This window comes from Pseudooceanicola lipolyticus, assembly GCF_002786325.1.
Lineage (GTDB): Bacteria > Pseudomonadota > Alphaproteobacteria > Rhodobacterales > Rhodobacteraceae > Pseudooceanicola_C > Pseudooceanicola_C lipolyticus.
Map to the genome: position 1 here is coordinate 15,451 of NZ_PGTB01000010.1, position 14,715 is coordinate 30,165.

General features: G+C 61.8%; 13 protein-coding genes. 10 read left to right on the forward strand and 3 right to left on the reverse strand.

Annotation, left to right across the window (positions count from 1 at the left end):
* The first annotated feature begins 13 nt into the window (after positions 1-13).
* Positions 14-835: a sulfurtransferase gene (locus tag CVM52_RS05470; RefSeq protein WP_100161539.1), complete on the forward strand. Its 822-nt coding sequence runs from the start codon at positions 14-16 to the stop codon at positions 833-835.
* Between the two features lie 4 nt (positions 836-839).
* Here CVM52_RS05470 and CVM52_RS05475 read toward each other — a convergent pair whose 3' ends face one another.
* Genes CVM52_RS05475 through CVM52_RS05485 form a run of 3 tightly spaced genes read right to left on the reverse strand, consistent with a single transcriptional unit; the run spans position 840 to position 4,727 of the window.
* The gene (locus tag CVM52_RS05475) at positions 840-2,177 is read right to left on the reverse strand and encodes an NAD(P)/FAD-dependent oxidoreductase (protein WP_100161540.1); all 1,338 of its coding nucleotides are present in this window, start codon (positions 2,175-2,177) and stop codon (positions 840-842) included.
* Position 2,178: 1 nt separating this feature from the next.
* Complete coding sequence (locus CVM52_RS05480; RefSeq protein WP_100161541.1) at positions 2,179-2,871, reverse strand: SDR family NAD(P)-dependent oxidoreductase; 693 nt, start codon at positions 2,869-2,871, stop codon at positions 2,179-2,181.
* A complete protein-coding gene (locus CVM52_RS05485; protein ID WP_100161585.1) occupies positions 2,868-4,727 on the reverse strand; it encodes an ABC transporter ATP-binding protein in 1,860 nt (619 codons plus the stop codon). Before CVM52_RS05485 ends, CVM52_RS05480 begins: the two co-directional genes overlap by 4 nt.
* Positions 4,728-4,901: 174 nt before the next feature.
* On the opposite strand from CVM52_RS05485, the gene CVM52_RS05490 reads away from it, so the two are divergent.
* The 9 genes from CVM52_RS05490 to CVM52_RS05530 all read left to right on the forward strand — a co-directional run bounded on the left by CVM52_RS05490 (position 4,902) and on the right by CVM52_RS05530 (position 14,712).
* Positions 4,902-5,903, forward strand: coding sequence for a 1-aminocyclopropane-1-carboxylate deaminase/D-cysteine desulfhydrase (locus CVM52_RS05490; RefSeq protein WP_100161542.1), 1,002 nt, complete (start codon positions 4,902-4,904; stop codon positions 5,901-5,903).
* Positions 5,904-6,441: 538 nt separating this feature from the next.
* Entirely contained in the window at positions 6,442-7,212 is a 771-nt protein-coding gene (locus CVM52_RS05495; RefSeq protein ID WP_172720917.1) for a class I SAM-dependent methyltransferase, read from the forward strand.
* Positions 7,213-7,757: 545 nt separating this feature from the next.
* Positions 7,758-8,606: a phytanoyl-CoA dioxygenase family protein gene (locus CVM52_RS05500; RefSeq protein WP_100161544.1), complete on the forward strand. Its 849-nt coding sequence runs from the start codon at positions 7,758-7,760 to the stop codon at positions 8,604-8,606.
* Between the two features lie 75 nt (positions 8,607-8,681).
* On the forward strand, positions 8,682-9,503 hold the full coding sequence (locus CVM52_RS05505; protein ID WP_100161545.1) for a phytanoyl-CoA dioxygenase family protein: 822 nt from the start codon (positions 8,682-8,684) through the stop codon (positions 9,501-9,503).
* A gap of 39 nt (positions 9,504-9,542) precedes the next feature.
* Positions 9,543-10,466: a GNAT family N-acetyltransferase gene (locus CVM52_RS05510; RefSeq protein WP_100161546.1), complete on the forward strand. Its 924-nt coding sequence runs from the start codon at positions 9,543-9,545 to the stop codon at positions 10,464-10,466.
* A 2-nt stretch (positions 10,467-10,468) separates the two neighbouring features.
* Positions 10,469-11,176, forward strand: a complete 708-nt coding sequence (gene purN, locus CVM52_RS05515) for a phosphoribosylglycinamide formyltransferase (RefSeq protein ID WP_100161547.1) — start codon at positions 10,469-10,471, stop codon at positions 11,174-11,176.
* A 508-nt stretch (positions 11,177-11,684) separates the two neighbouring features.
* Positions 11,685-12,449, forward strand: a complete 765-nt coding sequence (locus CVM52_RS05520) for a LuxR C-terminal-related transcriptional regulator (protein WP_100161548.1) — start codon at positions 11,685-11,687, stop codon at positions 12,447-12,449.
* Positions 12,436-13,494: a hypothetical protein gene (locus tag CVM52_RS05525; protein ID WP_133119794.1), complete on the forward strand. Its 1,059-nt coding sequence runs from the start codon at positions 12,436-12,438 to the stop codon at positions 13,492-13,494. The genes CVM52_RS05520 and CVM52_RS05525 overlap by 14 nt, the downstream gene beginning before the upstream one ends.
* Before the next feature lie 51 nt (positions 13,495-13,545).
* Positions 13,546-14,712, forward strand: coding sequence for a glycosyltransferase (locus tag CVM52_RS05530; RefSeq protein WP_100161550.1), 1,167 nt, complete (start codon positions 13,546-13,548; stop codon positions 14,710-14,712).
* The last annotated feature ends 3 nt before the right edge of the window (positions 14,713-14,715 follow it).

Sequence of the window (14,715 nt, forward strand, 5' to 3'; positions counted from 1 at the left end):
AAGGATCGACCTTATGACCGTGACCATCTCTGCAACCGAGCTCATCGCACGTTTGGACGAACCGGGCCTCGTGCTTGTCGATGCGCGTTCGCAGGAGGAATGGAAGCAGGCGACCTTGCCGGGTGCGATCTTCGTCAATGTCTATGACTATTTCGTACCCGAGAGCACTGAGCAGGGGTACGCAGGGATGGCGGCGGGTGCGGCACGGGCCTTTCGCGAGGTGGGGCTCGGCCAAGCAAAAACGGTCGTCTGGTTCGAGGAGGAGACCGGGATGCGGTCACCGCGCGGCCTGTGGTTCCAAGAGCTTTTGGGGCTGGAGGGCGGCCTGATCCTCGACGGTGGTCTGCAGGCCTGGGTCAAGGCAAACTGCACCCTGGCACCGGGTGAGGGGGCGGCGGTCGACATCACCCATGGCGCAGGGCCTGCGCCCGAGGGCTGGCGGCCCGAGTTGGCCCTGACCCGCGAGGCCCTGTTGCATCCCGACCAAGATCTGCAAATCTTCGATGTGCGCCGCCCGACGGAATTCGATGGCAGCTTTGCCCATGACTGCTGTGCGCGTGGCGGCCGCATTCCCGGCGCGTTGTTCGAGTTCTACGAGGACATGTTGCGCGATGGAAAATACCGCCCAGCGGAAGAGATCCGGGCCGGCGCGCTTGCTGCCGGGTTGGATCCGGATAAGCCCGTGGTCACCTATTGCCACCGGGGCGCCCGCGCCGCCACGGCGCTCTACGGGTTGCGGCTGGCAGGTTTCCGGGATGTCGGGATTTTCGTGGGGTCGTGGCACGAATGGGCTGCGGACGAGACCCTGCCGATGGAAACCGGCGCCGCGGTCTGAGGCGTCACAGCCAGGACTGCAGCTGCAGACGCCCGTCCTTGAAGCGTGAGAAGCGGAAGTCGGCAAGGTCGACCTCCGATTCCGCGCCGGTCGCAAGGGCGGCCAAGGCCACGCCCGCGCCGGGGCCGATCCCGAACCCATGGCCGGAAAAGCCGGTGCCGATGATCAGCCCCGGCAAAGCCGGAACTTCGGAGATCACCGGGATAGCGTCCGGCGTCACGTCGATCATCCCGCCCCAGGCCTGCTCCCGCTGGAGGCCCGCCAGCGCCGGAAAACGATCGGCGAGCCTGTCCTTGACGCGGGCCAGGGCAGTGGCATCCGGGGTCGGGTCGAGGATGCGGTGTCGTGTCAGGCTGCGCTCGAGCGCTCCAGCACTCGCCAGCCAACCGAGTTCCCGCAGGGTGCCGCGCCCGATCCGCAGCTTCATCCCCCGGAACGTGCTGCGCAGACCCGGCAGGAAGGCCCGCAGGTATCGCAGGCTGTCGGGCACGATCTCGGCGACCATCGTGTCGGAATTTGCCGCGACCAGCCCGCCGTCAGCGCGGTGCCGCAGCGCCAGATCGCCCAGGGACAGGCAGGACGAGAACGCCCGCCGTTGCTCGGGCGACAGCGGCTCCGTCCGGCAGACGGAAGAGAGCACCTTGAGTTGCGGCAGCGAGATCCCAAGTCGGTGCAACAGCGCTGAGGTCCAGATGCCGCCGGCCAAGACGACGCGCTTGGTGGCGATGCGCCCCCGTTCGGTGCGCACTCCGCTGATGCCTTTGGCATCCCGTTCGATCTCATACGCGGCGCACCCCTGCAGCACGGTTGCCCCGGCCGCGATTGCAAGCCGGGCGAAAAGAGGTGCCGCCACCTGCGGTTCCGCCCGCCCGTCGCCGGGGAGATAAAGCGCTGTGGCGTAATCCGCGTTCAGGCCAGGGGCCAGGGTCTTCACATCTGCAATTTCTGCGCGGATGCCCAACCGGGTCGCCTCGGCCACCCAGCGGCGGTGGCGGTCTGCCTGTTCTGGACTGCGTGCGACATAGGCGATGCCGCATTCCACATAGCCAAGCTCGGGTCCGATCTCTTCGGCCAGGGCCTGCCAGCGGCTGCGGGCGACCTTCGACAGGGGCAGTTCGCGCAGATCGCGGCCGGCCTGGCGCACCCAGCCCCAGTTGCGGCTGGATTGTTCACCGGCAATCACCCCTTTTTCCAGCAGGCACACGTCGTGACCGGCGCGGGCGAGTTCCAGCGCGGTGGTGACACCTATGACGCCGCCACCGATAACCACGACATCCGCCGCAGCGGGCAAGTCGGTTGCGCCGGTTACGCCCAGGACGGCAGGCCCGCGGTTGGGGATCATCTCAGAAGCAGTCCTCTACGTCATAGTGCACCGGGATCTCGGCCAGGCTTGCCGAGGGGCCAAGCTCGAGCACCATCCGGGTGATCCGGGCGATTTCTTCCGGGCTGGTCTTGCCATGGCCGTCGGTGCCCGAGGCGGCGCGCCCCATATCGGTGGCGACGAAGCTGGGACAGATGGCGGTTGCCCGTACTCCGCTGTCGCGTCCCGCCTGGCGCAACGCATGGCTCAGGCCGACAAGGGCGAATTTCGACATTCCATAAAGGCCGGAACTTGGGGACTTGATCCGCTTGCCCGACAGTGACGCAATCGTGACGATGCGGCCGGGGCCCTGTTCCAGCAGCGGCCAGGCGGCCTGCGCCAGGCGCATCGGAGACTTGACGTTGACTTCGAACAGCCGGTCGAATTCTTCGCCCGTGGCCTCAAGGACCGAACTTGTGCTGTGGATGCCCGCATTCAGTACGAGTCCGTCGAGCCGTCCGAAGCGCGCCCGCGTGGCGTCGACCCAGGCGGTTTCGCTTTCAGGGTCGGTGGCGTCGAACCGGCAGTTCAACACGTTGTCCGAGGCCGGCAGGGGGCTGGCGGAAGGGTCCCGCAGCCCAAGGCTGAGGTTCCAGCCAGCCGCGTGCATCTCGGCGGCGGTGGCGGCGCCGATGCCGCGGCTGGCACCGGAGATCATGACGACCAGGCGGTTCATGCCGGGATGCCGGTGGCCTGTTGCGCGATCTCCTCGGACCATTCCGGCCCCGGAACTTGGACCCTGTGACCAGGCGAGACCTCACGCCATTCACGTCTTGGCGGCACGTAATCCATTGGCCGCACCGGGCTTTTGAGTTCGCGCACGTCGAGGCCCCGGCGCATGCCCCGGCGGCCGGGGTCCGGCACGGGGACAGCCGAAAGAAGACGGCGGGTGTAGGGGTGCTGGGGGTTCTCGAAGATCGCGGCGCGCGGTCCGATCTCGACGATTTCGCCCAGATACATCACCGCAACCCGGTGGCTCATGCGTTCGACCACCGCCATGTCGTGACTGATGAAGAGATAGGACAGGCCCATCTCTTCCTGCAGGTCGAGCATCAGGTTGATCACCTGTGCCTTGATCGACACGTCCAGCGCCGACACCGCTTCGTCTGCGACGATCAGGCTCGGCGTCATTCCCAGTGCGCGGGCGATGCACAGGCGCTGGCGCTGTCCGCCCGAGAATTCGTTGGGAAAGCGTTTCGCCATGTCGGCCTTCAGCCCGACCTTTTCCAGCAGGTCGGCGACCCGGTCCGGCGCTTCGGCGCGCGATACCAGGCCGTGTGTCAGCATCGGCTCGGCGATGGCGCCGCCAATCCGGGCGCGCGGATCGAGGCTGGCGAAAGGATCCTGGAAGATCATCTGCATCTTTCTGCGATGCGGGCGGATGGCGCGACGGGACAGGCCCAGAAGTTCGGCGCCATCAAGTTTGACCGAGCCGCCTTGCGCCGGCGTGAGGCCGATGATCGAGCGCCCGGCCGACGACTTGCCGCAGCCGGATTCGCCCACCAGCGACAGCGTCTCGCCGGGGCGGATATCGAAATCGATGCCCTCGACAGCATGAACGCGGCCGGCACCACGCCCCAACATCCCGCCCGAGATCTGGTAGCGCGTGGTAAGTCCGCGCACTTCCAGAAGCGGTGCGGCCGTTGGATCGACTTCCGAGGTGACAGGGCGGGCCGGCACCGGTTGACCGGTCTCCGGTGCAATCAGGGGGAATCTTGCGGGGCCGGTATCACCGCGCATGGACCCCAAACGCGGCACGGCCGACAGAAGCGCGCGGGTATAGGGCTGCCGCGGGGCGGCAAAGAGGGTATCGGTTGGGCCCTGTTCGACGGCCTTGCCCTTGTACATGACAAAGGTCCGGTCGGCGACTTCGGCGACCACACCCATGTCATGGGTGATGAACAGGACGGCCATGTCCTCTTCTTCCTGCAACACCTTGATAAGCTCGAGGATCTGCGCCTGGATCGTGACATCCAGGGCTGTGGTCGGTTCGTCCGCGATCAGAAGACGGGGCCGGCAGGCCAGCGCCATGGCGATCATGAAGCGCTGCCGCATCCCGCCCGAGGATTGGTGCGGGTATTCGCCCATCCGCTGCCGCGCGGCAGGGATGCGCACCCGTTCAAGCAGTCGCTGTGTCTCGGCCATCGCCTCGGACTGGGCCATGCCCCGGTGTGCCACCAGCACCTCGGCAATCTGCTCGCCGATCTTCATCGACGGGTTCAACGAGGTCATCGGCTCCTGGAAGATCATCGCAATGTCATTGCCGCGCACTCCGCGCATCTCGGCTTCGGACAAGGTTAGCAGATCGCGGCCTTCAAGCAGAACTTTGCCGCGTGTCCGGCTGTTTTCTGGATCGAGCAGGCGCATCGCGGCAAGCGAGGTCACGCTCTTGCCCGAACCGCTTTCTCCGACAAGGGCAAGTGTCTCGCCGCGCGCGATCACGAATGAAACGTCGTGCACGACCGGGGACCAGTCGTCACGGCCCCGGAAGGCAATCTCGAGGCCGGAGACGGAGAAAACTGGCTGGCTCATGAAGCGGTCCCGTTGGTTCGATTGAGCGTAGTCGCTGTCCCGCCTGGCCGGAAGCATCATGTTCGGCGACACGGGGGTTGCTGTTCATAATATATCATATATCCTCATGTATGAGCCCCGCGTTTGCAAGGGAAATCGGATCCACGGGGCAGGATCACAGGGAAAGGACCGAGGATGAAACTTGACGACCTGCCGCGCATCTCGCTGGGCTTTCTGCCGACACCGGTAGAGGAACTGCCTACGCTTGGCGCTGAACTTGGCATTTCGCTGTCGGTGAAACGCGATGATTTCACTGGCTTTGGAGGAGGTGGCAACAAGGTCCGCAAGCTGGAGTTCCTGATGGCCGATGCCGTGGCGCAAGGCGTCAAGGTGGTGATCACCACGGGGGGGCACCAGTCGAACCATGCGCGGATGACCGCAGCTGCTGCCCGAAAATTCGGCATGAAGCCAATCCTCGTGCTGCGCGGCAACAAGCCGGCAAGCTGGCAGGGCAACCTTCTGCTGGATCACATCCTGGGGGCGGAAGTGGATTTCCTCGATCCCGACGCCTATTTCGAGCTGATCAATCCGCGGATGCAACAGTATGCACAAGAGGCGGAGGCCCGAGGCGAGAAAGCATACATCATCCCCCTGGGCGGGGCGAGCGCGCTTGGCGCGATGGGCTACGTGAACGCAATCCGTGAGCTGTCCGAGCAATACGCAGCCACGGGTCGCAAGGCACCGGATTATATCTGCGCACCGGTCGGATCCGGGGGGACGCTGGCCGGCATGGTCGTGGGCTGCTCGATCTGGATGCCGGACACGAAAGTCATCGGCGTTGCGGTTACCGGCAGTGCAACCCCCTTCGAAGAGCGGATCTCGGTCATGGCGAACGACGCTGCCGAACTTCTTGGACTGGAGCAGCGGTTCGCCCCCGAAGACATCCGGATCGAGAATGATTATATCGGCGCCGGTTACTCCATCCCGTCCGAATCCGGCAACGCGGCGATCCTGCGCGCAGGCCGGTCCGAAGGCGTGTTGCTGGATCCGGTCTATACGGGCAAGGCGATGGCGGGCATTGTCGGTCTTGCTGAACGCGGCAAGATCGAGAAGGGCTCGGACGTTCTGTTTGTGCATTGCGGCGGCACTCCGGCGCTGTTCCCCTTCAACGATCAACTGACGGCCGACGTCGCGTGAAGACGCAAGCGCCGGGTTTGATCGCTCGTGCGAAGGGTGCAGAGGTGCGCCGCAGTGTGCGCCTCTGTCTTCAACCAGTGCAACTCGGCGCGCACGGCTTTCCGGCCGGGCCGGTTTCAAACGGAACCCGACGCTGCTCTTGCTGAGTGGAGTCAGCTCGGCGGGGCTTAAAGGGCAGCCATGCTGCCCCTGCCGAGACCGGTTCGAATTGCCCTGTTGGCACCGCCAATAGATCTTCGATGGCAGTACTCCGAAATCGTGCGAGAGGTCCCGCACGCGATAGCGAGGCGAGGGGCACGCTGTCTGCGCAGCGATGCGTGAACCAAGTGAAGGCTCCGGCCGGCAGGCAGCAAGTTCACAGCGGCTTGCCGGCGTGCTACCCTGAGAGCGTCGAACTGCCGTGTGGCTCCGCAATAGACGGCGTCGCACCGGCAGGTCAGGCCATGCGCCGCTGGCCTTGAATATTCAGTTCCAATTCTACGCGGCGCTTAAGCTGGCAACATTTGATCATGCGACATATCGGAGTCGGGGGATGCAAATGATTAGGCGTTTCATCAATCTGAACAAGCGGCTGTGTTCAAGTTTGGAAACCTTGCTTCCGCAGGAAAGCGGGAAATCGGTTTATCCCAAGCTGGTCGAGGATATCAAACCCGGTGACGCAATCGCCGATATTGGCGGCGGGAAAAAACCGGCGCGCATATTATTGGGGTTCGGGGGCAAGGAAGACTATCGCCTGTATGACGGTTTTGACATCGACATGGACGAACTGGATCAGGCCCGCGATCTATACACCAATGTCTATCAGCTTGACATCACCAAGGATGTCGGCGCGTTCAGGGGCGTTTACGACAAGGTGATCTGCAAAAGCACGTTGGAGCATGTTCTGGACGAAGAGGCGGCGATGCGCGGTCTGGCCAGCCTGCTGAAAGAGGGGGGCGAGCTGTATATCATGGTGCCCTACCGCTATGCCTGCTTTGCCGTTTTGAACCGGCTATTGCCGAATGAATTCAAGAAGCGCCTGTTGCATTACCTGTTTCCCAACAAGATCGGCGACGGGTTTCCGGCCTATTATCTGAACTGCACCGCAAGCAGCATGCGGGAGTCAGCCGAGAAAGTGGGTTTGCGGTTTGACGGGCTGAACAAGTTTTATTTCTCGACCTATTTCACCTTTTTCTTCCCCTTCTACCTGGTCTGGCGGCTGATCACCGGGGTTCAGTACCTGGTCGACCGCGACTATTGCGAGCGATTCGAAATCCTGTTCCGGAAGGACCCGGTCGCCGCCTCGGGATCGGTGCAAGGGCTGGCCTGAGCGTTTGACGTCGTACGGACGGCGGCGCTGTCTGCCCGCCTTGAAGCCGGCCGCGCCGGTGCTTCGTTCGGCCGGTTCAGGCGCGGCGGCCGGCATTTCCCTGGCTGTTCCGGCGTGCGTCATGCATTGGCGATCCGGTTAACCTGTTGAAAATATGTTTCTTTTGTTCCTGGTAACTCTTCCGGGTAGGCATCGGAGTACTTCCAAGTGGTTAATATGGCGGTCTTGCCAGAAATATTCACCCCCAGTACCTTCGATCCTAGTCCGGGGTAGTTTGAAAGCGTGAACTGCGGGTCGATGATTGCGCAGATTTATCACAGCCCTTCGGATCTGCTGGTACCTAATAATTCCAGGGTGCCCGTTCAAAGCGGAGGAAACGCCGTTTCAAAATAGATGAACGTCGTGCTTTGGCATGCCTGTGATCCGGCAGGTCGGTGGGGTTTTGATTTAGGTGTATTCTGGGGATATCCCCAAGTGCTTTTCAACGCTGTTCTCCGGGGGGTCAGGGGCGTCTTTCGCGCTCCGGAAATGGGGGGCAATTTATTATGGATCAGGTCGTTTCGGAAAAAGTCGCGCGCGATCCCACTGCGGATTATATCGCCGCGATCGAAGAACACGGGTATGTGCGCATTCCACAAGTCTTCGACAAGTCGACCGTTGATACGATGTTGGACCGCGTCTCGGCCTGGTTCGACAAGACGGTTCAGGCGCAGTCGGCTCGCATGCCGCGACTGAACAAGCAACAGCCAATGGTGTATAACCTGCAAAGCAAGGACATCGCCTTTTGCCGGCTGATCCTGCAGACGCCGGTGATCGAGGATATCCTCAAGCATTTCCTGAACGATCAGTGGTTTTCCTCGGTGCCGGCCGAGGATCCGAATTACATCCTGCGATCCTTTCTGGCGCGCAGCAGCAATTACCAGATGCCGATGCATATCGACTCGTTCATTCCCTATACCGGGTCCTATCCGTTTATCATGCAATGTTCGATCCCGCTGGAAGATCAAACCCGGGAAAACGGCTGTACGGTGATCGTGCCCGGATCGCATAAATCGAACAAATATGCCGAACAGTCCGCGATCGAACAGGCGATCCCGATCGAGTCGAAGGCGGGTGACCTGATCATCTGGGACAGTCGCATCTGGCATGCCGCGCTGGACAATGTCAGCGGCCGCACGCGCTGGTCGATCATCGCAACCTTCTGCCGCTGGTGGATCAAGCAGGCTTTCGACATTCCCGGCAACATGCCGCAGAAGATCTATGACCAGCTGTCGAACAAGGAAAAGGCCGTGTTGGGCTTTTGCTCGGTGCCCTATGACGATGAGACGCGGGGGATCGACATGAAGCGCAGCTATGATCTGCTGCCCGAAAAAGTCGCCGACTATCGCATCTGACACCGGCCGGGATTTCGCGGGTATGCGCGCGGGATCCCGGATGTCAGGTCAGCTCAGAAAAAGGATGTGAATTCCATGCAATCCATTGAAATCGGTGACATCCGCCAGTCCATCCCCAAGGCCGATTCCACGACGTTTTCGCCTGAGATTTACCGCGAAACCGGGTTTTATGTGCTGCGTGACGTGGTGCCTGCCGCGCAGGTGGAGCTTTGGCAGCGGGAATGGGGGGCGTTCTATTCCCGGTCGCTGCAGGGCAAGCGCCAGGTCAACCCGTTCAACCCGGTGCATGTGCACGAGGCGCCGCCCGAAGTGCTGGCGCAGGTCCATGCCTTTCCGGCGATCCTGGATGTGATGCAACAGCTCTATCCCGATCTGGCGCTGTTCATGCAGCGTTTCGTCATCAAGGATCGCAGCAGCCGCAACGCGGTGTTCCCGCATAGCGACTTTGCCTATGACTATGGCTGGCCGGAAAAGACCACGGTTTTCATTCCGTTCAGCCCGTCGAACCAAAAGAACGGTGGCATCTCGTTTTATCCGGGCACGCATTTCTTCGGCTATATGGGCGATGCCGGCGAGGTGAATACCGACCTTCTCAGCCCGGACTGGCCGCTGATCTGTCCCGAGCTTGAACCGGGCGACATTGCGATGTGCCACACCTGCACCTGGCATTGTTCGCCGGAATTTGTCAGCGGCCCGGACCGGATTCTGGTGCAGGCGACCTATCAGCCGGCCTCGGATCCCAGCAGCACCGTATTGCTGCGCGGGGACTGGAAAACGCGGTATCGGCTGGCCAGCCTGCCGCGCGACCGGTTCTTCAATCGCTGCCGGTCCAGCCGGCTGCGCGAATTGCAGGCCGAAGTCGATCAGCGCCAAGTCGCGGCCACCGAGGCAAGCTGACCGCCGCGTGGTCCTGCGCATCAGACCGGGAACACAGATATGCTTCATTCCCGCATCTCAGACCTTGCCGCGCCCGGCTATCGCAGCGCGCTTTATGCCGAGGCCTTCACCGCCTTCGGCACACCGCGCTTCCTGTGCGATAGCGGCGGCTGGCTGTTGCGTCGGCCGATTGCCCAGACCGGTCTGAGCGATGCGATGGGGCTGTATCCGCTGTTCTGCTGTGCCGACTGGTCGGCGGTGGCGGCGGATCTGCGGCGCGACTGTGCGGATTGTGTCAGTGTCATGCTGGTCAGCGATCCGCTGGGCGACTATGACGAAGACCTGCTGCGGCGCAGCTTTGACCGGGTGCATCCGTTCAAGGACCATTTCATCGCCGACCTGACCGAACCGCTGGACAGTTTCGTGTCGAAATCGCACCGCCAGAACGCGCGGCGGGCGCTGAACAAGGTCGATGTGGAACTGTGCGAGACGCCGATGCAGTTCCTCGATGACTGGATCGAACTTTATGCCGTTCTGGCCGATAAGCATGACGTCCACGGGATGCGGGCGTTTTCCCGTGACTCGTTTGAACAGCAGTTCAGGGTGCCGGGACTGGTGATGTTCCGGGCGTCGCGCGATGGCGAAACCGTCGGGCTGGACCTGTGGTATGTCGATGGCGATATCGCCCAGGGTCATCTCGCGGCCTTCAGCAAGACGGGCTATGCCTGCAGCGCCTCTTATGCGACCAAGTGGACCTTGCTGAATTATTTCGCGGACAAGGTCCGATGGGTGAATTTCGGCGGTGTCGCCGGCGCCACCGGGCAGGGCGCCCAGGGTCTGCAACATTTCAAGACAGGGTGGAGCAACACCACAAGGCGTAACTATATCTGCGGCTCGGTTTTTGACCGGGCGGCCTATCGCGACCTGACGCGGGGCAGGGCCGAAACCAGCTATTTCCCCGCCTACCGTGAAGGAGAGCTGTGACCATGGCTTCGTTACAACCGAGTTTTGTCTTCGTGCTTTCCACCACGGGATCGGTGATGCAGCGCGTTCTGGATACGGAAACCGTGCGCCGCGCGGTGCATTCCGCGGTCGCGGTTGCCGAAGGGCCGGCCCTGGTCCATGCGCGCGCGCATGGCGTGCCGGCCGTCGTCCTGCCCGCGCGAACCAATGAACTATTCTGCCAAAGCCTGTTGGATTATGTCCGCAAACATGAAATCGACTATATCCTCTCGTTTTATACACAATTTTATACGGATGAGATCCGCCAGGCCTTGCGCGATAGGATCATTAATTTCCACCCGTCGTTGTTGCCTGCATTTAAAGGCATGGATGGATTTGGCGATGGCATTGACTATTTCACCAAAATCATCGGCACCACCGTCGAGCTGATCAAGGATGTCATGGACGAGGGCAAGATCGTGATGCAGACGGCCTGCGCTGTGGATCGGGACGTGCCGCTGGAAGAAATGCGCGACCGCATTTTTGTTCAGCAATGCAAGACACTTATTCAGGTCGTCGATTGGCTGATGCAGGATCGCATGCGGGTTGAGGGAGATCTGGTGAAAATTCGCGGCGCGCGCTTTACCACGCCGGAGTTTACGCCGGCACTGGAAAACCGGGAGGCGATTGCGCTGCAGTCCCGAATGTTTCCACGGCAGACAGTGGCCGCCGGTGAAAAGACAACCGCCTAATAAGGCTGATTCGCTCGCCCGTTTGGGCCGTTCCCTTCCTCCCGATGGAAGGCGGCCTGGGTAAAGTGCCGGGCAATTCTGTGCCGGCTGGTGGCTTCAAAGAAGAGGCTGCGCCGGAACTTGTGCGCTGGCTCACAGACCGCTCATGGCCTTTATAATAAGGCTTTTGATGGGTCTGTTCTTGGGCAGGAGCACTGACACAGTTTGGCGTAAGCGTGCCCTCTGGCAGCCAATTTTCCGAGCGCCGATCTAAAATAATCACCCGCGCGGCGTGGCAAATTGAGATTGCGAAGTCGCCTTACACGAGAGTTTGTTTCTCGCGGGTATCTCGTGAGTTGATTCTTTTGGCGGAATGCCGCCATACCATAGTATAAAAAAAGTAGCAATTGTTTTTTTGGGGGGTAAGGAGTACCATGAGTAAGTCTCGTTTGGCGTACATTTTGCCCACGCCGCAGGGGTGCATTGCAGTGGTCGCGAAGCCCGCGATCCATTGCAGTTTGGGGGGGCTATGAAAGAAGAACTTTGCGAGTCGAACGATGTTGTTTTGAAAAAAGCGGTTCCGACATCAAAAATAGAAAAAGAGTCGCGTAAGAATCTTGAAAACTTGGATGCGCAGATCGAAGTTGCGCATATCTATTTTATCGAGGAGCGGCGGCTTTGGCGGGAGTGTCTTTCTCACGGCATCGAACAATTTCATCCGGATGTCCGGCTGACCGGATACGATTCAATCGAAAGATATCTTGACAGCAACCCGTCTCGGCAACCGCCGGGCGCGGTTGTGATCTATCTGAATGAAAACAAACTTTCCGAAGCTTCGACAGGCATGGCCCTTCGAAAGCTGGTCAAAGATGCCGAGCCGACACCGGTTGTGGTGCTGTCGGACAGCGAAGATATCTCCCTGGTTCTGTCCATTCTCGACTGCGGGGTCAGCGGCTATATCCCCACAACCATCGGACTGGAAGTGATCGTCGAAGCGATGAAGGCGGCGGCGTTCGGCGGGGTGATGTTGACCAGCCAGGGCTTTGGCGAATTGCGGCAACTGGCGGGGCGCAAGCTGCCTGCGCCCGAGGTGTTCCACGACACGCTGACCTCGCGCCAATCCGCGGTGGCCGAGGCGTTGCGCCATGGCAAACCGAATAAGATCATCGCGCACGAACTGGATATGTGTGAAAACACGGTCAAGGTTCACGTCCGCAATATCCTTAAAAAGCTCGACGTCACCAACCGAACCGAAGCGGCCTATAAGCTGAATGAGAAATATGCCGATCGGTAGCACAGTGGCCGGGCGGTGCCAGCTGCCAGGGCGCTGTCGCGACGCGATGTCGGGGCTTTGCCTGTCCCTTGCCCTCACAACCGCCGCCGGGGCCGAGGCCATTTCGGCCGATGGCGATCATGAGTATCAGGAATTCGTCGCGCGCGATCTGGAACCGGGGTCGGTGATCGACATGCGCAATGGCAGGTTCCGCGTCGCCAATAGTAAAAATTCCAACCCGGACGAAACAACCGACTGCGAAACCGGACCGCTTCGGCTGAACCGCTATCCGCTGCGGGTGTATGGCAGCGCCGGCGTGGCCTTGCTGGGCGGTCGTTTCGAGGGCGAAGTGCCGCAGGAGTCCGACTGGATCTATACCTATTGCAACAGCACCGCGATCGGTCTGTGGAACAGCCCGTCCGCCCATATGGAAGGGCAGAGGATCCGCCGGGTTTGGGACGGCATCCGCATCATCGAGGAGTCCCCCCTGTTCCGGATCGACCGGGTCTGGCTGAGCGAGGTGCGCGACGATTGCCTGGAAAACGATTTCCTGCAGACCGGGCTGATCAAGGACTCGCTGTTCGACGGCTGCTTTTCGGCGATCAGCCTGCGGTCCTCCGACGAAGCCTTGCCCGGCGATGTCTCGGTCACGGTGACGCTGGCCGGTGTGTTGATGCGGATGCAACCCTATCTTTACAAGGGCGACCGCCGGCAGGGATTTCCGGTAAAGGCCGATAGCGCGTCGCCAGTGTTGGTGATTCACGACAGCATTATCGCGATGGGTGATGACGAGATGGTCAGCGCCTCGGCGCTTGGCATCGGTTTCGACAAGATCAGCGATTGCCGCAACAACCTGTTCCTGTGGACGTCGGACAAGGCCTGGCCCGATCACTTGGACAAGCCGCCCAACTGCTTTCGCGTGTTGCAGGGCAAAGAGGCGCGCGCGGTCTGGGCCGAGACGCGGCTGAACTGGATCAACTGCCATCCCGGTGCCGTCCGATTTCCCGACGATGAGGTTTCGGACCCGTCAAAATGCGATCACGCGGCGCATGGCGGGCTGTACTAGGCCCGCCGGCGCCGCATTCTGACTGCGACCCGTCCAGAAGGAGGTGCCAGTATGCGGATCGTCCATGTCCTGACCCGGCTGCTGCGCGCGGGTTCGGAAGAGAACACCTTGCTGACCTGCGCGGGACAACTGGCAGAGGGTCACGAGGTTTACCTGGTGCATGGTCACGACTCGGCCCCCGAAGCGGCGGGACGGGCCTTGCCCGATCTCCGGCTGGTGTCGGTGCCGGCCCTGACGCGGGAATTGCACCCGCTGAAAGATATGTCGGCCTTTCTGCACCTGCGCCGGGTGCTCAAGCAGCTGTCCCCCCAGGTGGTGCATACGCATCAGTCCAAGGCCGGAATCGTCGGACGCTTTGCCGCCGCCGCGGCGGGCGTGCCGCTGGTGGTGCATGGCGTGCATATTCTGCCCTTTGTCGGCGAAACCGGCGCCAGGAAAGCCATCTATCTGTTGTCCGAACGGGCGGCCGCGAGGGTGACGAACGGTTTCATCCATGTCAGCGAAGGGATGCGGGACGCCTGCCTGGAACACCGGGTCGGCACCGAGCGTCCGCATCACGTGGTGCGTTCCGGCTTTGAACTCGGGCGCTTTGCCACGGCCCAGCCTCCACAGGATTGGCGGGATTTGGTGGGCACGGATCAGGGCGCTGATCGCCCGCTGGTTATCGCGATGCTGTCGGCGTTGGAGCCGCGCAAGAACCACCTGGCCCTGCTGGACCATCTGGGGCCGGTTATCGAGAGTTTCCCGCAGGCCCGGTTCCTGTTCGCCGGCGAGGGCCATCTGCGCGACGAGATCGCGGCGAAAATCCGGGAGCTGGGGCTGCAGGCCCAGGTCCGGCTGTTGGGGTATCGAGAGGATCCCGAACGGATCATCGCGCTCAGCGATATCTGCATCCATTGTTCCGAACGTGAGGGCCTGCCGCGCTCGGTCCTGCAATATATCGCCGCCGGCCGGCCGGTGGTGCTGTTCGATTTGCCGGGGCTTGAGGAGGTATTGCGCGATGGTCAGAACGCGGTGATCGTGCCCCCGGGGGATTGGGGCGGGTTCACCCAGGCGCTGTTGCGCGTGCTGGGGGATCCAGCCGCGCGGGCAGCTTTGGCCGAGGGGGCGCGCCACACCGATCTGAGACGCTGGGACGGGTCGGCCATGGGCCGGGATACGCTGTCGATCTACTCCGAAATGATCAGCATGCGGCACCAGCATCCGCGCCTTGCCTGAAGC